This is a genomic window from Robertkochia marina, from assembly GCF_004799345.1.
GTDB classification, from domain to species: Bacteria; Bacteroidota; Bacteroidia; order Flavobacteriales; family Flavobacteriaceae; genus Robertkochia; species Robertkochia marina.
In genome coordinates, this window is record NZ_SSMC01000002.1 from 779,715 (window position 1) to 798,281 (window position 18,567).

The 18,567-nt window shown below is 40.8% G+C and carries 21 protein-coding genes; 18 read left to right on the forward strand and 3 right to left on the reverse strand.

Annotated elements, in window-relative coordinates; genetic code table 11:
* Window positions 1–496: 496 nt before the first annotated feature.
* The 11 genes from tsaE to E7Z59_RS09875 all read left to right on the forward strand — a co-directional run bounded on the left by tsaE (window position 497) and on the right by E7Z59_RS09875 (window position 5,054).
* Window positions 497–904, forward strand: a complete 408-nt coding sequence (gene tsaE, locus E7Z59_RS09860; protein WP_136336150.1) for a tRNA (adenosine(37)-N6)-threonylcarbamoyltransferase complex ATPase subunit type 1 TsaE — start codon at window positions 497–499, stop codon at window positions 902–904.
* Window positions 905–1,338: 434 nt separating this feature from the next.
* Entirely contained in the window at window positions 1,339–1,500 is a 162-nt protein-coding gene (locus E7Z59_RS15270; protein WP_168731278.1) for a hypothetical protein, read from the forward strand.
* 30 nt (window positions 1,501–1,530) lie between these two features.
* Entirely contained in the window at window positions 1,531–1,692 is a 162-nt protein-coding gene (locus E7Z59_RS15275) for a hypothetical protein (RefSeq protein ID WP_168731279.1), read from the forward strand.
* Between the two features lie 30 nt (window positions 1,693–1,722).
* On the forward strand, window positions 1,723–1,884 hold the full coding sequence (locus tag E7Z59_RS15280; RefSeq protein ID WP_168731280.1) for a hypothetical protein: 162 nt from the start codon (window positions 1,723–1,725) through the stop codon (window positions 1,882–1,884).
* A gap of 30 nt (window positions 1,885–1,914) precedes the next feature.
* Window positions 1,915–2,076, forward strand: coding sequence for a hypothetical protein (locus tag E7Z59_RS15285; protein ID WP_168731279.1), 162 nt, complete (start codon window positions 1,915–1,917; stop codon window positions 2,074–2,076).
* Window positions 2,077–2,106: 30 nt separating this feature from the next.
* Complete coding sequence (locus E7Z59_RS15290) at window positions 2,107–2,268, forward strand: hypothetical protein (protein WP_168731281.1); 162 nt, start codon at window positions 2,107–2,109, stop codon at window positions 2,266–2,268.
* Between the two features lie 30 nt (window positions 2,269–2,298).
* Window positions 2,299–2,460: a hypothetical protein gene (locus tag E7Z59_RS15295; RefSeq protein WP_168731281.1), complete on the forward strand. Its 162-nt coding sequence runs from the start codon at window positions 2,299–2,301 to the stop codon at window positions 2,458–2,460.
* A gap of 30 nt (window positions 2,461–2,490) precedes the next feature.
* Window positions 2,491–2,652 carry a hypothetical protein gene (locus E7Z59_RS15300; RefSeq protein WP_168731282.1) on the forward strand — a complete coding sequence of 54 codons (162 nt, stop codon included), beginning with the start codon at window positions 2,491–2,493 and terminating at the stop codon, window positions 2,650–2,652.
* Between the two features lie 569 nt (window positions 2,653–3,221).
* Complete coding sequence (locus tag E7Z59_RS15425) at window positions 3,222–3,431, forward strand: hypothetical protein (protein ID WP_244932697.1); 210 nt, start codon at window positions 3,222–3,224, stop codon at window positions 3,429–3,431.
* A 38-nt stretch (window positions 3,432–3,469) separates the two neighbouring features.
* Window positions 3,470–4,669, forward strand: a complete 1,200-nt coding sequence (locus tag E7Z59_RS09870; protein WP_136336152.1) for an alanine dehydrogenase — start codon at window positions 3,470–3,472, stop codon at window positions 4,667–4,669.
* Window positions 4,670–4,676: 7 nt separating this feature from the next.
* Window positions 4,677–5,054: a DUF4258 domain-containing protein gene (locus E7Z59_RS09875; RefSeq protein ID WP_136336153.1), complete on the forward strand. Its 378-nt coding sequence runs from the start codon at window positions 4,677–4,679 to the stop codon at window positions 5,052–5,054.
* Here the strand turns inward: E7Z59_RS09875 and E7Z59_RS09880 are convergent.
* Window positions 5,051–6,220, reverse strand: coding sequence for a proline dehydrogenase family protein (locus E7Z59_RS09880; protein ID WP_136336154.1), 1,170 nt, complete (start codon window positions 6,218–6,220; stop codon window positions 5,051–5,053). The genes E7Z59_RS09875 and E7Z59_RS09880 overlap by 4 nt on opposite strands.
* 111 nt (window positions 6,221–6,331) lie before the next feature.
* On the opposite strand from E7Z59_RS09880, the gene aroB reads away from it, so the two are divergent.
* From aroB to E7Z59_RS09905, 5 genes are all read left to right on the forward strand, one after another.
* Window positions 6,332–7,387 (forward strand): 3-dehydroquinate synthase, encoded by a 1,056-nt coding sequence (gene aroB, locus E7Z59_RS09885; RefSeq protein WP_136336155.1) that lies wholly within the window; start codon window positions 6,332–6,334, stop codon window positions 7,385–7,387.
* Between the two features lie 270 nt (window positions 7,388–7,657).
* Entirely contained in the window at window positions 7,658–9,055 is a 1,398-nt protein-coding gene (locus E7Z59_RS09890) for an arginine decarboxylase (protein ID WP_136336156.1), read from the forward strand.
* Window positions 9,048–9,932, forward strand: coding sequence for an agmatinase (gene speB, locus E7Z59_RS09895; protein ID WP_136336327.1), 885 nt, complete (start codon window positions 9,048–9,050; stop codon window positions 9,930–9,932). Before E7Z59_RS09890 ends, speB begins: the two co-directional genes overlap by 8 nt.
* Window positions 9,922–10,899, forward strand: coding sequence for a deoxyhypusine synthase family protein (locus tag E7Z59_RS09900; protein ID WP_136336157.1), 978 nt, complete (start codon window positions 9,922–9,924; stop codon window positions 10,897–10,899). The genes speB and E7Z59_RS09900 overlap by 11 nt, the downstream gene beginning before the upstream one ends.
* A gap of 70 nt (window positions 10,900–10,969) precedes the next feature.
* The gene (locus E7Z59_RS09905; protein ID WP_136336158.1) at window positions 10,970–11,275 is read left to right on the forward strand and encodes a hypothetical protein; all 306 of its coding nucleotides are present in this window, start codon (window positions 10,970–10,972) and stop codon (window positions 11,273–11,275) included.
* 42 nt (window positions 11,276–11,317) lie between these two features.
* Here the strand turns inward: E7Z59_RS09905 and E7Z59_RS09910 are convergent, their stop codons facing one another.
* Window positions 11,318–11,839 carry a DinB family protein gene (locus tag E7Z59_RS09910; protein ID WP_136336159.1) on the reverse strand — a complete coding sequence of 174 codons (522 nt, stop codon included), beginning with the start codon at window positions 11,837–11,839 and terminating at the stop codon, window positions 11,318–11,320.
* Window positions 11,840–11,999: 160 nt separating this feature from the next.
* On the opposite strand from E7Z59_RS09910, the gene E7Z59_RS09915 reads away from it, so the two are divergent.
* Window positions 12,000–14,813: a gluzincin family metallopeptidase gene (locus E7Z59_RS09915; RefSeq protein WP_242015686.1), complete on the forward strand. Its 2,814-nt coding sequence runs from the start codon at window positions 12,000–12,002 to the stop codon at window positions 14,811–14,813.
* A gap of 217 nt (window positions 14,814–15,030) precedes the next feature.
* A complete protein-coding gene (locus E7Z59_RS09920) occupies window positions 15,031–17,439 on the forward strand; it encodes an alpha-ketoacid dehydrogenase subunit alpha/beta (RefSeq protein WP_136336160.1) in 2,409 nt (802 codons plus the stop codon).
* A gap of 55 nt (window positions 17,440–17,494) precedes the next feature.
* On the opposite strand, the gene holA is transcribed toward E7Z59_RS09920, so the two are convergent.
* A complete protein-coding gene (holA, locus tag E7Z59_RS09925; protein ID WP_136336161.1) occupies window positions 17,495–18,505 on the reverse strand; it encodes a DNA polymerase III subunit delta in 1,011 nt (336 codons plus the stop codon).
* Between the last annotated feature and the right edge of the window lie 62 nt (window positions 18,506–18,567).

The window sequence follows — 18,567 nt, forward strand, 5'->3', positions numbered from 1 at the left end:
CAATAAAACCAACAAAAGCATAATTAAATAGGGCAGGGAATATAAGTTTACAGAGGACTCATGCATGCCTAATTCTATGAAAATTTGAGTTATTAGCTGGTATGATAAATATATAATCGGACTCAATAGAGAAAATTTCCACCATCTGGTCTCGGTAATGTACCACGTTGAGAATAGAAATATGGGAGATAATTTCAATAAAACTATGTATATAAAAGTCTGCACTGACCCCGCTACCTTAGGTTCCAAAACAAAAAATTCTGTAATCCATATAGGTCTATCCGGAAAAAGATGATGAATATATATTGTGAATGAAGATCCTAGAATCAAAAAAATAAAAAGGTAATCTATAAAAAACAGTTTTAAAACCTTTTCATTTTTGGAACCGTTGGTTTTCTTTAACATAAATTAGGCTAATGGTTAGATTTAGTAACCAAATCTATAACATCTGTGATTACTTTTGACAAAATTTTCAATAAAACTAACACAAACGAATATGAGGGTTTATTCATATGCCTTAAATAATGTAAAAGAAGCAATTGACTTTATATTAAAGGAAAGTCCGAATAGGATTATATTATTCAAGGGAGAAATGGGTTCGGGAAAAACCACCCTGATCAAATCGTTGGTAAAGGGTTTAGGCAGTGACGATGTGGTGTCGTCACCCACTTTTTCACTGGTCAATGAATACCGAAATGAGGAGGGCCCTATCTATCATTTTGATCTTTACCGCTTAGAAGATGAAGAGGAGGCCTATGCCATTGGTATGGAGGAATATTTAGACAGTGGAGCCTGGTGTTTTGTTGAATGGCCTGATAAAGCACGTAGTATTTTACCTAAAAACGCTACTTTAATCGAGATAAAAGTGCTTTTAAACGGGAAAAGAGAGCTACACCTCTCCTGATTTGATAGCTTTAATCCTACATTTTCTTGCCTCAAATCGTTGTATGTTAAAAATTTATCTAATGTACGACAAAGAAATTTATTATCCGTGCTGAATTTTTAGATAGGTTTGGACTACAATTTTAACCAAAAAGTAGTACAATGACTACAAGAAAATTCAAACCTATGTACGGAATCTCATATCGTAGTTTAACCTGCTTCGTTATTGTAAATACAAGTTCTTTTTAGCGCCTTTTCAGCATAAAAGATAAACTTGTAACACAACTGAAAACAACCAACAACTACGCAATGAGAACTTCCTGCCATTTCTTAAGACCTTTTATGTGTTTTATGATACCGCATCAATCAAAACGGTTGTATGGGGCTTCTCCTGCACGAATAAATTAAATAACTGAATAATAAGAAATTATTACACAAACCTTTAAATTAATTACAATGAAAACGATCTACAAATTTTTATCCTTCACCTTTGCTCTGGCCATTCTTTCTTTAAGCGTGGTGTCTTGTTCAAAATCTTCAATTGCTGATGAAGATGCCTTATATGATATTAAAGAAGGTATTGACAGAACAAAAATTTGGGTGCCTACTAACGGATAAATCAAAAGCATACTATTTAAAACTTACATTATGAAAACCTTGAAATCTACTTTAACCTTTCTATTTGCCATCGCAATGCTTTCTATAACTGTGATCTCTTGCTCTAAAGCCTCTGTCGCTGATGAAGATGCCTTATATGACATTAAAGAAGGTATTGACAGAACGAAAATTTGGGTACCAACTAACGGATAAATCAAAAGCTTTCTATTTAAAACTTACATTATGAAAACCTTGAAATCTACTTTAACCTTCCTATTTGCCATCGCAATTCTTTCTATAACTGTGATCTCTTGCTCTAAAGCATCTGTCGCTGATGAAGATGCCTTATATGACATTAAAAAAGGTATTGACAGAACGAAAATTTGGGTACCAACTAACGGATAAATCAAAAGCTTTCTATTTAAAACTTACATTATGAAAACCTTGAAATCTACTTTAACCTTTCTATTTGCCATCGCAATGCTTTCTATAACTGTGATCTCTTGCTCTAAAGCCTCTGTCGCTGATGAAGATGCCTTATATGACATTAAAGAAGGTATTGACAGAACGAAAATTTGGGTACCAACTAACGGATAAATCAAAAGCTTTCTATTTAAAACTTACATTATGAAAACCTTGAAATCTACTTTAACCTTCCTATTTGCCATCGCAATTCTTTCTATAACTGTGATCTCTTGCTCTAAAGCATCTGTCGCTGATGAAGATGCCTTATATGATATTAAAGAAGGTATTGACAGAACAAAAATTTGGGTACCAACTAACGGATAAATCAAAAGTATTCTATTTAAAACTTACATTATGAAAACCTTGAAATCTACTTTAACCTTCCTATTTGCCATCGCAATTCTTTCTATAACTGTGATCTCATGCTCTAAAGCCTCTGTCGCTGATGAAGATGCCTTATATGATATTAAAGAAGGTATTGACAGAACAAAAATTTGGGTACCAACTAACGGATAAATCAAAAGCTTTCTATTTAAAACTTACATTATGAAAACCTTGAAATCTACTTTAACCTTCCTATTTGCCATCACAATTCTTTCTATAACTGTGATCTCTTGCTCTAAAGCCTCTGTCGCTGATGAAGATGCCTTATATGACATTAAAGAAGGTATTGACAGAACGAAAATTTGGGTACCAACTAACGGATAGTCCTTATATTGAATAATCATTATTCGATATAAAAAACCATGGCCTTATTTCGAATCAGAACATGGAAAATAAAGCCTTTTAGGTATCACTAATCCTATTAAGATGCTTTAAACTCAACACTATAACCTACAGATTAATAGGTGCTACAGACAACACTTATTACATTTCTTACAACTTTTACTAAATAATTTATAGGAATTGTAAATACATTCTTATAATATTTATATATTTTTGGTTTAATCATGAAATACCTACTTAACATGATACCTAAAATCAAAAATAAAGAATTAAAGGGTAGCCCATTAATTATTGGGTCACTTGTTGCCTTACTAATAGCAATTTCCCCTTACATATTTTATCTTTACGAAAGCTTCCCAAAAGCCAATACATGGCAAACAGATTTTTTCTACTTCACAAGCGAATATGAACTTTACACTTCGGCTTGGTTATTCTTAGGAAAGTTTGTACCTCTTTATCTTTTTATAATTTGGTTTATTACCTGTAAACATTGGTGGTATCATGTTATACTCATACCTATAAGCATGTTTGTGTTTCAACTCATCAGTGTTATGAATGACCTAAAATATCTTGATGAAGTAGAAATATATTTTATAATTCCAGTAATGATGATCGTCATCCCCCTGGTATACCTGGTTCGCCTGAAATTATTTGACAAGGTGGTTCATGGTATCGACCTGCGGAAGATCGATGAGGAGCTGGAGCGATACGATGCCCTGGAGAAAGAACTGGAGCGGGAGTCACACCTCTACCAATCTTAAAAAGATTACTTAACTTTAGGGAATACAATTAACCGGCCATGTCCTATCCAAGTTCGCCCTTTAGCAAACAGGAGCTTATCCCTCAGGAAGAAACCCTGGAGGTCCTTAAGAAAAAGGGAGAGTTATTTATCGGTATACCCAAAGAAAGTTCCTACCAGGAACGCAGGGTTTGTCTAACTCCTGACGCGATCAATGCCCTGACCGCCCATGGTCATCGCGTCATCATTGAATCAAAGGCCGGTGAAGGCGCTAATTACAGCGACCGCGAATTCAGTGAAGCAGGTGCCGAGATCACCTCCGACACCCAAAAAGTGTTTTCCTGCCCCATCATCCTGAAAGTAGAACCCCCTTCTCTGGAAGAGCTTAAAATGATCAATCCGCAAGCGATCATCATTTCTGCCCTTCAAATAAAGACCCAAAGCAAAAAATATTTTGAAACTCTTGCCAAAAAGAGAGTTACTGCCCTGGCATTTGAATTTATCAAAGATGAGGTAGGCAATTACCCGGCTGTAAGAGCCCTGAGTGAGATCGCCGGAACTGCTTCGGTACTTATTGCTGCCGAACTGATGACTAATATGAATGAGGGTAACGGACTCATGTTCGGGAATATTACCGGGGTACCTCCGGTAAACGTGGTCATACTCGGAGCCGGTACCGTAGGCGAATTCGCTGCGCGTTCGGCCATTGGCCTGGGAGCCACGGTAAAGGTTTTTGACAACTCTATTACCCGGCTGAGAAGCTTACAGAACAACCTGAACAGGATCTTATACACCTCTACCCTGCAGCCGAAAAACCTGCTTAAGGCTTTAAAGCGCTGCGACGTGCTGATAGGTGCAGTAAGAGGAGTAGACAGAGCCCCTGTTGTAGTTACCGAAACCATGGTAGAGCAAATGAAAAATGGTGCTGTGCTTATTGATGTGAGCATTGATATGGGAGGCTGCATAGAAAGTTCTGAAGTAACCACCCACGACAAGCCCACCTTTGTAAAGCACGGGGTTACCCATTACTGTGTACCTAATATTCCATCAAGATATGCACGTACGGCTTCGGTTTCTATCAGTAATATCTTCACGCCCTACCTGTTAAAGATAGGAGAAGACGGCGGTCTTGAACAATCGCTGAGATTTGACAAGGGTTTGCGAAATGGTTTGTATTTTTACCACGGAATTTTAACCAGTAAGGCTGTAGCCGATTGGTTTGATCTTTCCTATCGTGATATAAACCTTTTGATCTTTTAACACCTCCATGTCGCTACTTAAAAAAATTGGATTCTACCTCATAGGCTTCTCTATAGGCCTTATCTTTTTAACCTTTTTCCTGAAAGGCAAGAACACAGAGATCTGTTATTTTCCGAATTGCAGGGTTTTGAAAGATATCCGTTCCAAAGATCTTACCTACAGTGATCAGATACAGACCCTGATAAACAATAAGACCCTAACCCCCGAACAGATCCAGACCGTACTCCGGGACGGGGATATTAACTTTAAGGAAAGTGAAACGGAAGGTGCTCCTTGTAAAACCTACCTCATTGAGGGTGATATTAATGAAAAAACCATCGAGCTCAGGGTAAAGAACTGCGATGGTTATGCTGAAGTTATTGCCATAGAAGAGTTGGCAGATTAATTCAATTTTCGCCTTCTTCTTTCCTGGCTGAGCAGGCTTAATTCTCTTGTGGTCTGTCCAGCTACCGAAGTGTTTTCTTCTGCCCTTCTTATCAGGTAGGGCATTACATCTTTTACCGGACCAAACGGCAGGTATTTTGCCACATTAAATCTATATTCTGCCAGGTTATAACTAATGTGATCACTCATACCGTATAACTGTCCGAACCATATTCTGGGATCATTTTCAGAGATCCCCTTTTGCTGCATCAATTCCATGAGTAAATAAGAGCTCTCTTCATTATGTGTGCCAAGGAAGATCTCCATTTCATCAATATGCTCCATCATATATTGAACGGCGGCATTAAAGTTGTCATCAGTATCTTTCTTTGAAGCACAGATCGGGGTAGGATAACCTTTTTCTTTGGCACGTGCATTTTCCTTCTCCATATAAGCTCCCCTTACCAGTTTCATACCTATGATGAACTTCTCTTCTCTGGCTTTCTCATGCAGGGCCTTCAGGTATTCCAACCGATCCCAGCGATACATCTGAAGGGTATTGAATACAACAGCTCTTTCCTTATTGTATTTCTTCATCATGATCTCACAAAGTTCGTCTGCCGCATCCTGCATCCAGCTTTCTTCGGCATCTATAAGTAATGAGATCTCTAATTCGTAAGCTTTTTTACAGATCACCTCAAAGCGCTTCCTGATGCGGTCCCACTCCTTGAGTTCTTCCTGGTTCAACTCATCGCCACGGCTTACCTTTTTATAAAGATCAAATCGGCCTACTGCAGTTGGCTTAAAAACTGCGAAGGGAATGGCGTTCTTCTCTTTTACAAAATCAAGGATCTTCAGGGTTCTTGCAACAACATCATCAAACTGCTTATCAGACTCCTTTCCTTCTACTGAATAATCGAGAACAGCGCTTACCCCTACCTCGTACATCTTATCTACCACCGGCATGCAGTCGAGCTCGCTGACACCGCCACAGAAATGATCAAAAACCGTAGCCCTGATCAGTCCTTCAACAGGAAGATGCGCTTTTATAGCAAAGTTTGTCATTGCGGTGCCTATTCGCACCAGGGGTTCGTTGGCAATCATACGAAAAAGGAAGTATGCCCGCTCTAACTCAGCGTCTCCTTTTAGCTGAAAAGCAACCTGCGTATTGTTAAATATCTTATTCATAAGCCACTTTCAATTCAACGCAAATATAGGAAGTCACTTTTGTATTTATTCCATCAAAATCTTCTTATTTTGCCAAAGCTTATTAACAAAATAAACTGACCAACAATCATTATGACAAATCAGCAGGCACCGGTGCATTTTGATACTCCCTACCATCACCTTGACACCTATATTAAAGAGTCCGGCCCTTCGGGTATTTTTATTTTGGTAGACGAGAACACCCACCAATATTGCCTTCCGCCATTTCTGTCAAAAACCCTGGAACTTTATGATGCGGAAGTGATTGAGGTGCCTGCAGGAGAAGCACACAAACAGATCGAGACTTGCTCGGGGGTATGGAACGCCCTTTCTGAATTAGGATGCGACCGCAATGCCCTGCTTATTAACTTGGGTGGTGGAGTGGTTACCGATATGGGTGGATTTATAGCCGGAACCTTCATGAGGGGTATCTCTTTTATTAACATCCCCACTACCCTGCTCTCTATGGTAGATGCTTCTGTGGGAGGAAAAACTGGGGTCGACCTGGGAGCACTTAAAAATCAGGTAGGACTCATCATTGAACCGGAGATGGTTCTGATAGACAGCGATTATTTAAAAACCCTTCCCGCCAGGGAACTCAGAAGCGGGCTGGCAGAAATGCTCAAGCACGGATTAATTAAAGATAAAGACTACTGGGATAAACTCAGAAAGATGGCCGATCTGACCCTCGAAGATCTTGAGGATCTCATCAGGCATTCAGTGAAAATAAAAAGTGAGGTGGTAAGTCTTGACCCCAGGGAAGGGGGACTTCGAAAAATTCTGAATTTTGGCCACACCCTGGGTCACGCCATTGAAACCCACTTTCTTAAGCATGAACAGCTGGAACCCCTCCTTCACGGTGAGGCCATTGCCATTGGAATGATCATGGAGGCTTATCTCTCGACGGTGGTATGTGAACTGCCTTTAATAAAAGCACAGGAGATCAAGGATACCTTCCTGAATTATTTTGACAAAACGGAAATTTCCATTGACACCATGAGTGAAATTATTTCTTTGCTTAAATACGATAAAAAAAATGCATCAGGAGTCGTGAAATTCGTCTTGCTTGCTGAAATAGGAAAGGCCGTTCGAGATCAAGAGATTAATAATGATATGATTTTCAGGTCTTTGGAATTTTACAATAGTTAATATTTTTGTTTGCTGATATCTTAAAAATAATTAATCTTGCAGGTATATGATCAAAACTTACAGAGAACCAAAACAACGCTTTTTGTCATTCTAATCACACACCTGGACGCTTTATACAATAGATATAACGTCTGCATCCGGCCAATGAGATTACCCTGCTCTCTCCTACTTAATTATAATAATCACAACAGTGACTGCCTGAGGGCAGCACACTGTTTCAAAAATTAAATTAATTTCTAATCAACGCTATTATAACTCGAATAACTGCGCATGAAAACCAAATACATTGATCTTATCGATCAGACCTACTATTTCCCTCAGGAAGAATTCACCCTGGAGGATCACAATCTTTATTTTCACAATATTGATCTGATGCAATTGGTAAAGGAGTATGGCGCTCCATTTAAATTTACCTACCTGCCCAAGATCTCTCACAATATAAACAGGGCTAAATACTGGTTCCAAAATGCTATAAAAAAGCATGACTACCCCGGTAACTACCATTATTGTTATTGCACCAAGAGTTCACATTTCGAGCATGTACTTACCGAGGCGCTGAAGAATGATATTCATATTGAAACATCTTCAGCATTTGACATTGATATTGTGAAAAACCTGATCAAAAAAGGGAGCATATCCAAAAAGCAATATGTGATCTGTAATGGTTTTAAGCGCGATCAATACATTCAGAATATCGCTGAATTGATAAATAGTAAGCATAAGAATTGTATCCCCGTCATTGATAATTATGAAGAATTAAAATTACTCGATGAAGTTATCAACGAACCCTACCAGGTAGGAATTCGGATCGCCTCAGAGGAGGAGCCAAAATTTGAATTCTACACCAGCAGGTTGGGCATCGGATATAAGAATATTGTTCCTTTTTACAACCGGGAGATCAAAAACAATGACAAGGTTTCCTTGAAAATGCTGCATTTCTTTATCAATACCGGGATCAGAGACACAGCATACTACTGGAACGAGCTTTTAAAATGCCTTAAGGTGTATACTGAATTGAAAAAGGTATGCCCTACACTTGATTCCCTGAATATTGGAGGAGGGTTTCCTATCAAGAATTCACTCGCCTTTGAATACGACTATGAATACATGATCGATGAGATCATTTACCAGATCAAGGTAACCTGTGAAGAAGCCGGAGTTGATATGCCACATATATTTACAGAGTTCGGGAGTTTTACCGTGGGTGAAAGCGGAGGTGCTGTTTACGAGGTATTGTACCAGAAGCAACAGAATGACCGGGAAAAATGGAATATGATCAATTCATCGTTCATCACCACCCTACCCGACAGCTGGGCGATCAGCAAACGCTTTTTAATGCTGGCCATTAACCGATGGAATGATGAGTACGAAAGGGTTTTACTGGGCGGGTTAACCTGCGACAGCGATGATTATTACAATTCTGAGCAGAATATGAATGCGATCTACCTGCCAAAATTCAGTAAAAGCAAGCCGCTGTATATCGGTTTTTTCAATACCGGTGCCTACCAGGAGACCATTGGTGGCTTTGGGGGGTTACAGCACTGCCTGATTCCTTCGCCAAAACACATCCTGATAGACCGGGATGAAGAAGGAAACTTAAAAACGAGATTATTTTCAGAACAACAATCAGCAACCGATTTTTTAAAAATACTTGGCTATGATGAGTAAAAAAACCTATGCAGGAATTCCCGACAAATACGCCCGGCTTGAAGATGCCAGGGTGGTATTGATCCCGGTACCCTACGACGGTACCTCTACCTGGCGAAAAGGAGCTGACAAGGGGCCCGAGGCCTTTCTGCACGCTTCAGAGAACATGGAACTTTTTGATATTGAAACCCGGTCTGAACCCTACAGGAAAGGGGTGTACCTGGCTCCACCCGTAAGTGAGAACAATTCTCCTGAAAAAATGGTAGAGGCCGTTCATAAGATCACCAAAAATTATATCAAACAGGATAAGTTTGTCACCCTGTTCGGAGGCGAACACTCCATCTCCATAGGATCTATCAGAGCTTTTAATGAAAGTTTTTCCGATCTGACGGTGTTACAGATCGATGCCCATGCCGATCTGCGTCCTTCTTATGAAGGCAGCACCTGTAATCATGCCTGCGCCGTTTATGAGGCCAGCAAGAACACCAAGCTTATACAGGTAGGTATTCGCAGTATGGACATCAGTGAATTGGAGCATATGACCGAAGACCAGGTCTATTTTGCCCATAAAATGGTATCGGATGAGGACTGGATGGATGACTCCATTAATCAGATGACCGAAAATGTGTTTATAACCATAGACCTCGATGCTTTTGACCCATCTGTATTACCTTCTACCGGTACTCCGGAACCCGGAGGAATGCTCTGGTACGAAATGACGGAATATCTTAAAGAAGTTTTTAAAAAGAAGAACGTAGTAGGCTTTGACATCGTAGAACTTTGTCCGAACCCTGCTGAGCCTTCTTCTGATTTCCTCGCGGCCAAGCTTTACTACAAAATGCTGGCTTATAAATTCAAATACACTGATCAAAATAATCAAGAAGACGATGAAGAATAATAAAGGACCGATTTCAGCTTTTATCAATAAGTACTTTCTGCACTTTAACGCCGCCGCTCTGGTTGATGCCGCAGAGGCTTATGAGGCACAGCTTCAGAACGGAGCCAATATGATGGTTACCCTGGCAGGAGCCATGAGTACTGCCGAACTGGGTAAGATCTTTGCCGAAATGATTCGAAAAGACAAAGTACATATTATCTCCTGTACCGGTGCTAACCTGGAAGAAGACCTGATGAACCTGGTGGCGCACAGCCATTACAAGAGAGTACCCAATTACAGGGATCTAACCCCCAAAGAAGAATGGGAACTGCTTGAGAAAGGCCTTAACCGGGTTACAGACACTTGTATTCCTGAAGAAGAGGCCTTTAGAAGACTGCAAAAACATATCTATAAGATCTGGAAGGATGCAGACGAGAAAGGAGAGCGATATTTTCCGCATGAGTATATGTACAAGCTATTGCTGAGCGGAGTACTTGAAGAATACTATGAAATTGACCTGAAAGACTCCTGGATGTATGCAGCCGCAGAAAAAAACCTCCCTATTGTTGTTCCCGGATGGGAAGACAGCACCATGGGGAACATTTTTGCCTCATATGTAATGAAAGGAGAGCTAAAAGCTTCTACGGTAAAAAGCGGAATAGAATATATGACCTATTTGGCCGAATGGTATACCAAGAACTCTGAAAACGGGGTTGGTTTCTTTCAGATCGGAGGGGGTATTGCAGGTGATTTTCCTATTTGTGTAGTGCCTATGTTATACCAGGACATGGAAATGGAAGAGATTCCGTTTTGGAGTTATTTCTGCCAGATCTCTGATTCGACTACCAGTTACGGATCTTATTCGGGAGCCGTACCTAATGAGAAAATTACGTGGGGGAAGCTTGATATCGACACTCCCAAATTTATCATCGAATCTGATGCCACCATCGTGGCTCCCCTGATCTTTGCATATTTGTTAGATATGTAATTTATCTAAAAAAAGATTTGGGAATGAATTTTTTTTTCTTTTACATTTAATCAATCCTAACAGTCACGCTATGAGAAGAGTTATTGTTGATTTTAAAAAACTTACCAACGAGATCCTGTCAATGTTGGTGGAAAAATATCCTGACGGATATGGCGACGATGATATCATCAGTTTCCGTAATGCCAACAATGAGATGGTGGAAGCGGTAGAAGTTCGAACCGAAGACACTACTTACCTTGTCAAGGTTAGTACCAAATTGGCAAACACTATGGAGAACTTTGATGATGATGATGATGATGTTGATGATTTTGATGCTGATGGAACAGAATTGGAATCGGATAACCTTCAGATCCCGGATGAGGATGACGACAAATAATGAATTCTAAATACACTAAAAAGGCCCCTAAACGGGGCCTTTTTAATTGCGAAGGTATCTTTCCCTTAATATATTTTCATGATGCTTTTGATGGCCACATATCATAAACCCCAATGCTCTTACACTGACTTTTTCCCCACTGGCCGTACCCAACCTTAGCAGGGCTTCTTGAGGGAAGTTTTCAAAAAGTGATATACCTGCACTGCGCACCTGACCAAATTCTATCTGTAAGGACGATAAGGTACGCTCAGAAGCATTGCAGTTGGGCACAAAAATATCTTGATCATACCCCGGAAGATCAGTTGTGTCTCCGCGACCAATGCGCAGTGCACGATACTGAAAAACCCGCTCAGCATCGATAATATGAAGAATTAATTCTGCAATGGTCCATTTACCCTGTGCATAGCTGTAATGAAGGTCCTTTTCATTCAGTCTTTCAAAAAGGCTGTTAAAGGCATCGGTTCGCGCCTTGAATTCAGACATGAGATCAACGTCTCCAAGCACCTTGATATATCCCTCATAGAATTTGCCATATTCGTTTGACTGAAGTTCCTTTATGTTCATAGAGTTTTTATTTTATTGATGGGAGTTACCTGAAAGAGTCCCGTTATTGTAACAAAATTTTGTATAATATTGTAGGAAGGTAAAGGTAGGATGCAGCCCCCGAACTGCAATGGCTTTACCACAAAGAATTTAATTTTCGGGGCCTCTAATTCCCTATGCATTGAGAGCAGCTTCTATGTTTTTACGCTTGTTTTTTTTTCTCATCCTGGTGAAGCTTTCTGCTCAAAACAGTCACCGTCTCAATGTACAGCTGTTAAATGAAACAAAGTCCCTGCAGATTCAGCAGGAAATGATCTTTTTTAATCATTCACAAGATACCCTGAATGAGATCTGGATCTACGACTGGAATCACGCCTATTCCAACAAGAACACCCCCCTGGCAAAACGCTTTGATGAAGATTTTAAAAAGGAATTCCATCTCGCAAAATCCATTCAACGCGGCCGCACCAATATTTTAAACATAGCAGACAGGAATTACGACTTCCTGAATTGGGAACGTCAGCCGGCAGATGACCTGATCAGGGTTCAATTACAATTTCCGGTATACCCCGGCAAATATTACCTACTCCGACTCAATTATACCATCGATATCCCGAGCAATCAGTTTACGGGATACGGGTACGGTGAATCGCTCTATAACCTCAGGCACTGGTACCTTACCCCTGCCCTTTACAGGAACGGGTGGAAGAAATACAGCAATAAGGATCTAAATGATATGAGCCAATGGCACGAAAGCTTCGAGCTTGAGATCACCTACCCCGGCAATTTCATCCTGCTAACCGACCTGGATGTTATTGAAAAAGACCGCAGCCGATTATATCACACCGACATGCTGTACGGCGAACATCGGGGCGATGTTAAATTATTTTTCAGGAAAAAAAATGATTTTGAGATCTTCCAGAACGATCAATTGTCATTGTTAACCAACATTAAAGGCAATGATCTGTCTATTATAACCAGGGTTAACGCAGCTAATCGGGTCATGAACTTTATTCAGGAAATGCTGGGAGAATATCCCCATGACAAGCTCATGGTTACCGAAGAAGAGTACCAGGCTAATCCGCTGTATGGCATCAACCAGCTCCCTTCATTCTTAAGACCATTCCCCGAGGAGTTCCAGTATGAAATGAAACTATTAAAAACGGCTGCCTATAATTATTTACAAAACAGCCTGTTTACAGACCAACGGGAGGAACGATGGGTCATAGATGCGCTACAGATCTGGCTCATGATGGAATATAAAAACGTTTATTATCCTGAAATGAAATTCCTGGGGAAACTATCTAACAGTTTCTTTCTGCGCCGTCTAAAATTGGCTCAGATGGATTATAACGAACAGTACCCTTTCTTTCAAATGTTCATGGCCAGAAGAAATCAGGATCAGGGTCTTAGAACACCAACAGATTCCCTGATCAAGTTCAATGAAAAGATCTCCAATAAATACAAGGCAGGTGTTGGCCTTTCCTATTTGGAAAGTTATATGGGCAGTACCTTCATGAGAAAAAGTATAAAGCAATACTACAAAGCTTTCAACCAGCGATACTCGACAGCCAACGACCTGGAAAGCATCCTTAAAGAAAATGCCGACAGAGATATTGATTGGTACCTTGAAGAGTTTGTGAGAGGGGATAAACGCATTGATTTCACTATAAAGGATTTCCAAAAAACAGAAGACAGTGTTCTGGTAACAGTAAAAAATAAAACCGGCGCCAAAGTACCTGTGACCTTATTCGGTATTGACAAAGATGAAAATGTGCTGTTTAAAACCTGGCTGAAAGAATTTGAAGGCACTACCACCATCCGGGCGCCACGTGAAGGAGTTAACAAACTGGTGCTTAATTATGATCATGTAATACCTGAATTCAACGAACGTGATAACTGGAAGTCACTGGGAGGCTTTTTTTCAACAAATCGAAAACTGAAGTTTCAGTTCTTCAAAGATGCAGAAGACCCCAATTACAATCAGATCTTCTGGGTCCCGGTTTTCAATTTTAATATCTATGACGGGTTTAGCCCCGGTCTTCGCCTTCACAACAAAACCCTCAGAGAAAGACCCTTCATATTTGATGTGGCTCCGGGCTACGCTTTAAAGGAAAAGTCACTGGTAGGCAGCGGTTCCGTAGCTTATCGAAAATACATCAGAGAAGGTAGTTTATATGTAGTGAATGCCGCCCTATCGGGAGCCACCTTTCACTATGCAGAAAATCTCCGATATACCACTATAACCCCTTATCTCACCTTCGGTTTCAGAGATAGTGACCTCCGCAGCAATGAGCGTCAATTTTTGCGAACCCGGTTTGTCAATGTCTTGCGTCAAAACTCACCCCTTATCGATACAGATCCTGATTACAGCGTATTCAATTCACGTTATGCATACAGTAATAACGGGATCATCAAGTATAAATCCTGGTTTATAGACCTGCAAATAGCAGCAGAATTCTCAAAGGTTTCGTTTAACTGGGAATGGAGACGGTTATTTCAAAACAACCGTCAGCTGAACCTGAGATTTTTTGCCGGGAAATTCATTTACAACGAAACTAATTCTGACTTTTTCAGCTATGCCCTTGATCGTCCAACCGATTACCTTTTTGATTACAACTACCTGGGCCGGTCTGAAGAAAGCGGATTTGCCAGCCAACAGGTTATTATTGCAGAGGGCGGCTTTAAATCAAAGCTTCCTGACCCTTTTGCAGACGATTGGATAACCACCTTTAACGCCTCCATGAATATTTGGCGTTATGTGGAAGCCTATGGCGATATTGGGTTTATACACAACAAGGATGAGGAGACCAGGTTTGTTTACGATTCCGGGATTCGCCTGAACCTGGTTACAGATTTCTTTGAGCTATATTTCCCGGTGTATTCTAACAACGGCTGGGAAATCGCACAAGACAGGTATGACCAAAAAATTCGCTTTGTTGTAACCCTTTCCCCACGAATTTTAAGTGGTTTATTTTCCCGTAAGTGGCTGTAAATCAATTTTTAAACAATTCTAAAGCCTCATTTTCAAGATGTTAACCAAGCGGGTCTCAAATTGAGGATTTCTTAAAAATGTCGAATATTTTTAATTAATTATCTAATTTATGCTAAAAATATGAGGATATATTAAGAATTTGTTATTATTATTAAAGCATCTAGATTGCTTTTAACGTTCGTTTTAGCTACTTTTGCAAGAGTCTCATAATTTACATATGGAAATTAAAACAGAATCACACAAAGACATTTCATTCGAGAATTTTAAAAGCCAGGTGCTCAATGATTATCGTATAGCGGTAACCAGCAGAGAATGCAGTTTGCTGGGGCGAAGAGAGGTACTTACCGGGAAGGCAAAATTCGGGATTTTTGGTGACGGAAAGGAAGTTCCTCAGCTTGCTATGGCAAGAGCTTTCAAAAACGGCGATTTCCGTAGCGGCTATTACAGGGATCAAACCTTTATGATGGCTATTGGAGAGCTGAAGATCAAGCACTTCTTTGCCGGGTTATATGCACACACTGATGCTGAAAAAGAACCTATGAGTGCCGGAAGGCAAATGGGAGGTCATTTTCAGACACCCTTTATAAATCCTGACGGAAGCTGGAGAGATCTTACCAAGCAGAAGAACAGTAGTTCAGATATCTCCCCCACTGCCGGGCAAATGCCCCGTTTACTGGGTCTGGCCCAGGCATCAAAGATCTACAGAAACGTTGAAGGTACCCAAAAAGAAGGTTTTTCCAACGATGGAAATGAGGTCGCATGGGGTACCATTGGTAATGCCAGTACCAGCGAAGGCCTGTTTTTCGAAGCCTTCAATGCAGCCGGAGTGATGCAGGTTCCCATGGTGATCAGTATTTGGGACGACGAATACGGAATATCTGTTCACGCCAAACACCAAACCACAAAAGAGAATATTTCAGAGATCCTGAAAGGGTTTCAGAGAGATAAAGACAATAATGGCTTTGAGATCATAAAAGTAAACGGCTGGGACTACCCGGCATTGATCGAAGCCTATGAAAAAGCCGGTAAAATTGCCAGAGAAGAGCATGTTCCGGTAATGATACACGTAGTAGAACTTACCCAGCCTCAGGGTCACTCGACCTCAGGTTCTCACGAACGCTATAAGAGCAAAGAGCGCCTGGAATGGGAAAAAGAACACGACTGTAATCTCAAGATGCGTCAGTGGATGATCGAGAACAATCTCGCTACTGAAGAAGAGCTCAGCAACCTGGAAAAAGACATCAAGAAGGAAGTTAGAACCGCTAAGAAAGAAGCGTGGACCGAGTTTCTTCAACCCATGAAGGATGACAAGGTGCAGGTGGTAGCCCTTTTGGATGATCTGGCCGCATCAAGTACGAACAAGGTATTCATTAACAAGATCAAGAATGACCTTATTGCTGTTGATGAGCCTATTAAACGTCATGTTATTACTGCGGCCCGTAAGGCTTTAAAATATGTTGTTGGTGAAGAGAGTCGCGAAAAGTCAGCCCTGAAACAATGGATCGACAATTTCTATCAGCGCACCCAACCCGACTACAGTTCGCATCTTTACAATGAAACCAGAACGAACGCAACCAACATCGCCGAAGTTCAGGCTACCTACGATGATGATGCACAGCAGGTAGACGGAAGAATCGTATTACGTGAAAACTTCGACAAACTCTTTGCGAACAATCCTAATGCCTTGATCTTTGGTGAAGATTCCGGAAATATAGGGGATGTTAACCAAGGCCTTGAAGGGCTTCAGGATAAATACGGAGAATTAAGAATATCGGATGCAGGAATTCGCGAGGCCACTATTATTGGCCAAGGTATCGGTATGGCCATGCGAGGCTTACGCCCTATCGCAGAGATCCAGTATCTTGACTATATTCACTATGCACTCAATGTGTTAAGTGATGATCTTTCAACCCTGTTGTACCGAAGTGCCGGTAAGCAAAAAGCTCCGCTTATTGTGCGTACACGTGGTCACAGACTGGAAGGTATCTGGCATGCAGGATCACCCATGGGTGGGCTTATTCACCTGCTGCGTGGTATGTATATTTTAACACCACGTAACATGACCAAGGCTGCAGGATTCTATAATACCCTGATGGAGTCTGATGAACCTGCACTGGTTGTTGAATGTCTGAACGGATACCGCCTGAAAGAGAAATTACCAAATAACCTTGGTGAACTTCGCACACCGATCGGGGTGGTTGAAACCCTAAAAGAAGGAAAAGACATAACGATTGTCTCTTACGGCTCTACCCTAAGGATCGTTGAGCAGGTAGCCAAAGAGTTATTGGAAGTAGATATCGATGTGGAAGTGATCGATGCGCAGACCCTGCTCCCTTTTGATATTGATCACAATACCGTGAAGAGTCTTAAAAAGACCAACAGGTTATTGGTGGTTGATGAAGATGTACCGGGAGGTGCTTCGGCCTATCTGATGCAGGAGATCCTGGAAAACCAGGGAGGATACAAATACCTCGATAGTGCTCCTCAGACTATTACAGCCAAAGAACACAGACCGGCCTATGCAAGTGACGGAGATTATTTCTCTAAGCCAAATGCCGAAGATATTTTTGAAAAAGTGTATAACATCATGCATGAAGCCAACCCGGGCAAGTACCCGGCGCTTTAAGCAGATCGAAATATCAATAATTAAAAAGATCCCGTTTTAAAGCGGGATCTTTTTTTTAATACATGATCTTAACCATTAGTTCTTTATAAAGGTCTCCGGGGGGCAACTGATATACCCCCATCCCTTTAGACTTTGCATCAATATCGCGAAGGACATTAATAATGGAGCTTACTTTTTTCATCGGGTAATTTCGGGCAGCCATACCTATATCCTTCAACGGATAGGTTCCTCTTACACCAATAGCCCGGGCTACAGCTTGTTTATCATGATGAGACGGCAGGCCGTGATAGGCCAAAACCTGGGAAAAGAAATTATGCAATAATGCCACGGTAAGCAATACAGGATGTTCTCCGGGATTTTGAGAAAAATACTTAATGATCTTCCCTGCTTTCATAACGTCCCGCTCGGCTATTGCGCTTTTCAGCTCAAAATTATTGAAGTCCTTGCTGATACCTATATTCGCCTCGATGTGCTCAGGCGTAATAACCTGGGTGTTCGGTATGATACCCTTTAACTTATCCAATTCATTAGAGATACGCCCGAGGTCATTCCCTAAAAATTCCACCAGCATTTCTGAAGCCTTAGGGTCTATGGTATACCCGCTGCCTTTAAGTACTCTCCGAATCCAATCAGGTACCTGGTTGTCATATAATTTTTTTGTGTCGAGAATCAAACCGTTCTTCTGCAACATCTTATACACCTTTTTACGCTTATCAAGGGTTTTGCCCTTATAGGCAAAAACGAGCACCGTAGAAGGCTGCGGATTTTCGGCATAAGGCAACAACTTATCAATGGAACGCACAAGGTGCTGGGCCTCTCTAACAATAACCACCTGGCGCTCGGCCATCATTGGGTAACGCTTTGCCTGAGATATCACCTCCTCGATCTCGACGTCCTTGCCGTAAAGTACCATTTGATTAAACCCCTTTTCTTCCTCTTGCAGAATATTATTCTCAATGAATTTGGTGAGGCTGTCTATATAGTAAGACTCCTCTCCCATTAGAAAATAAATAGGATGAATATTACCTTTTTTAATATCAGAAACGATGTTTTTGATCTCGTTCATGTTTCAATAGATTTCTGGGCGTGTTAAAGGCCGTATCAACGACTTTGACAAGTAGGTCAAAA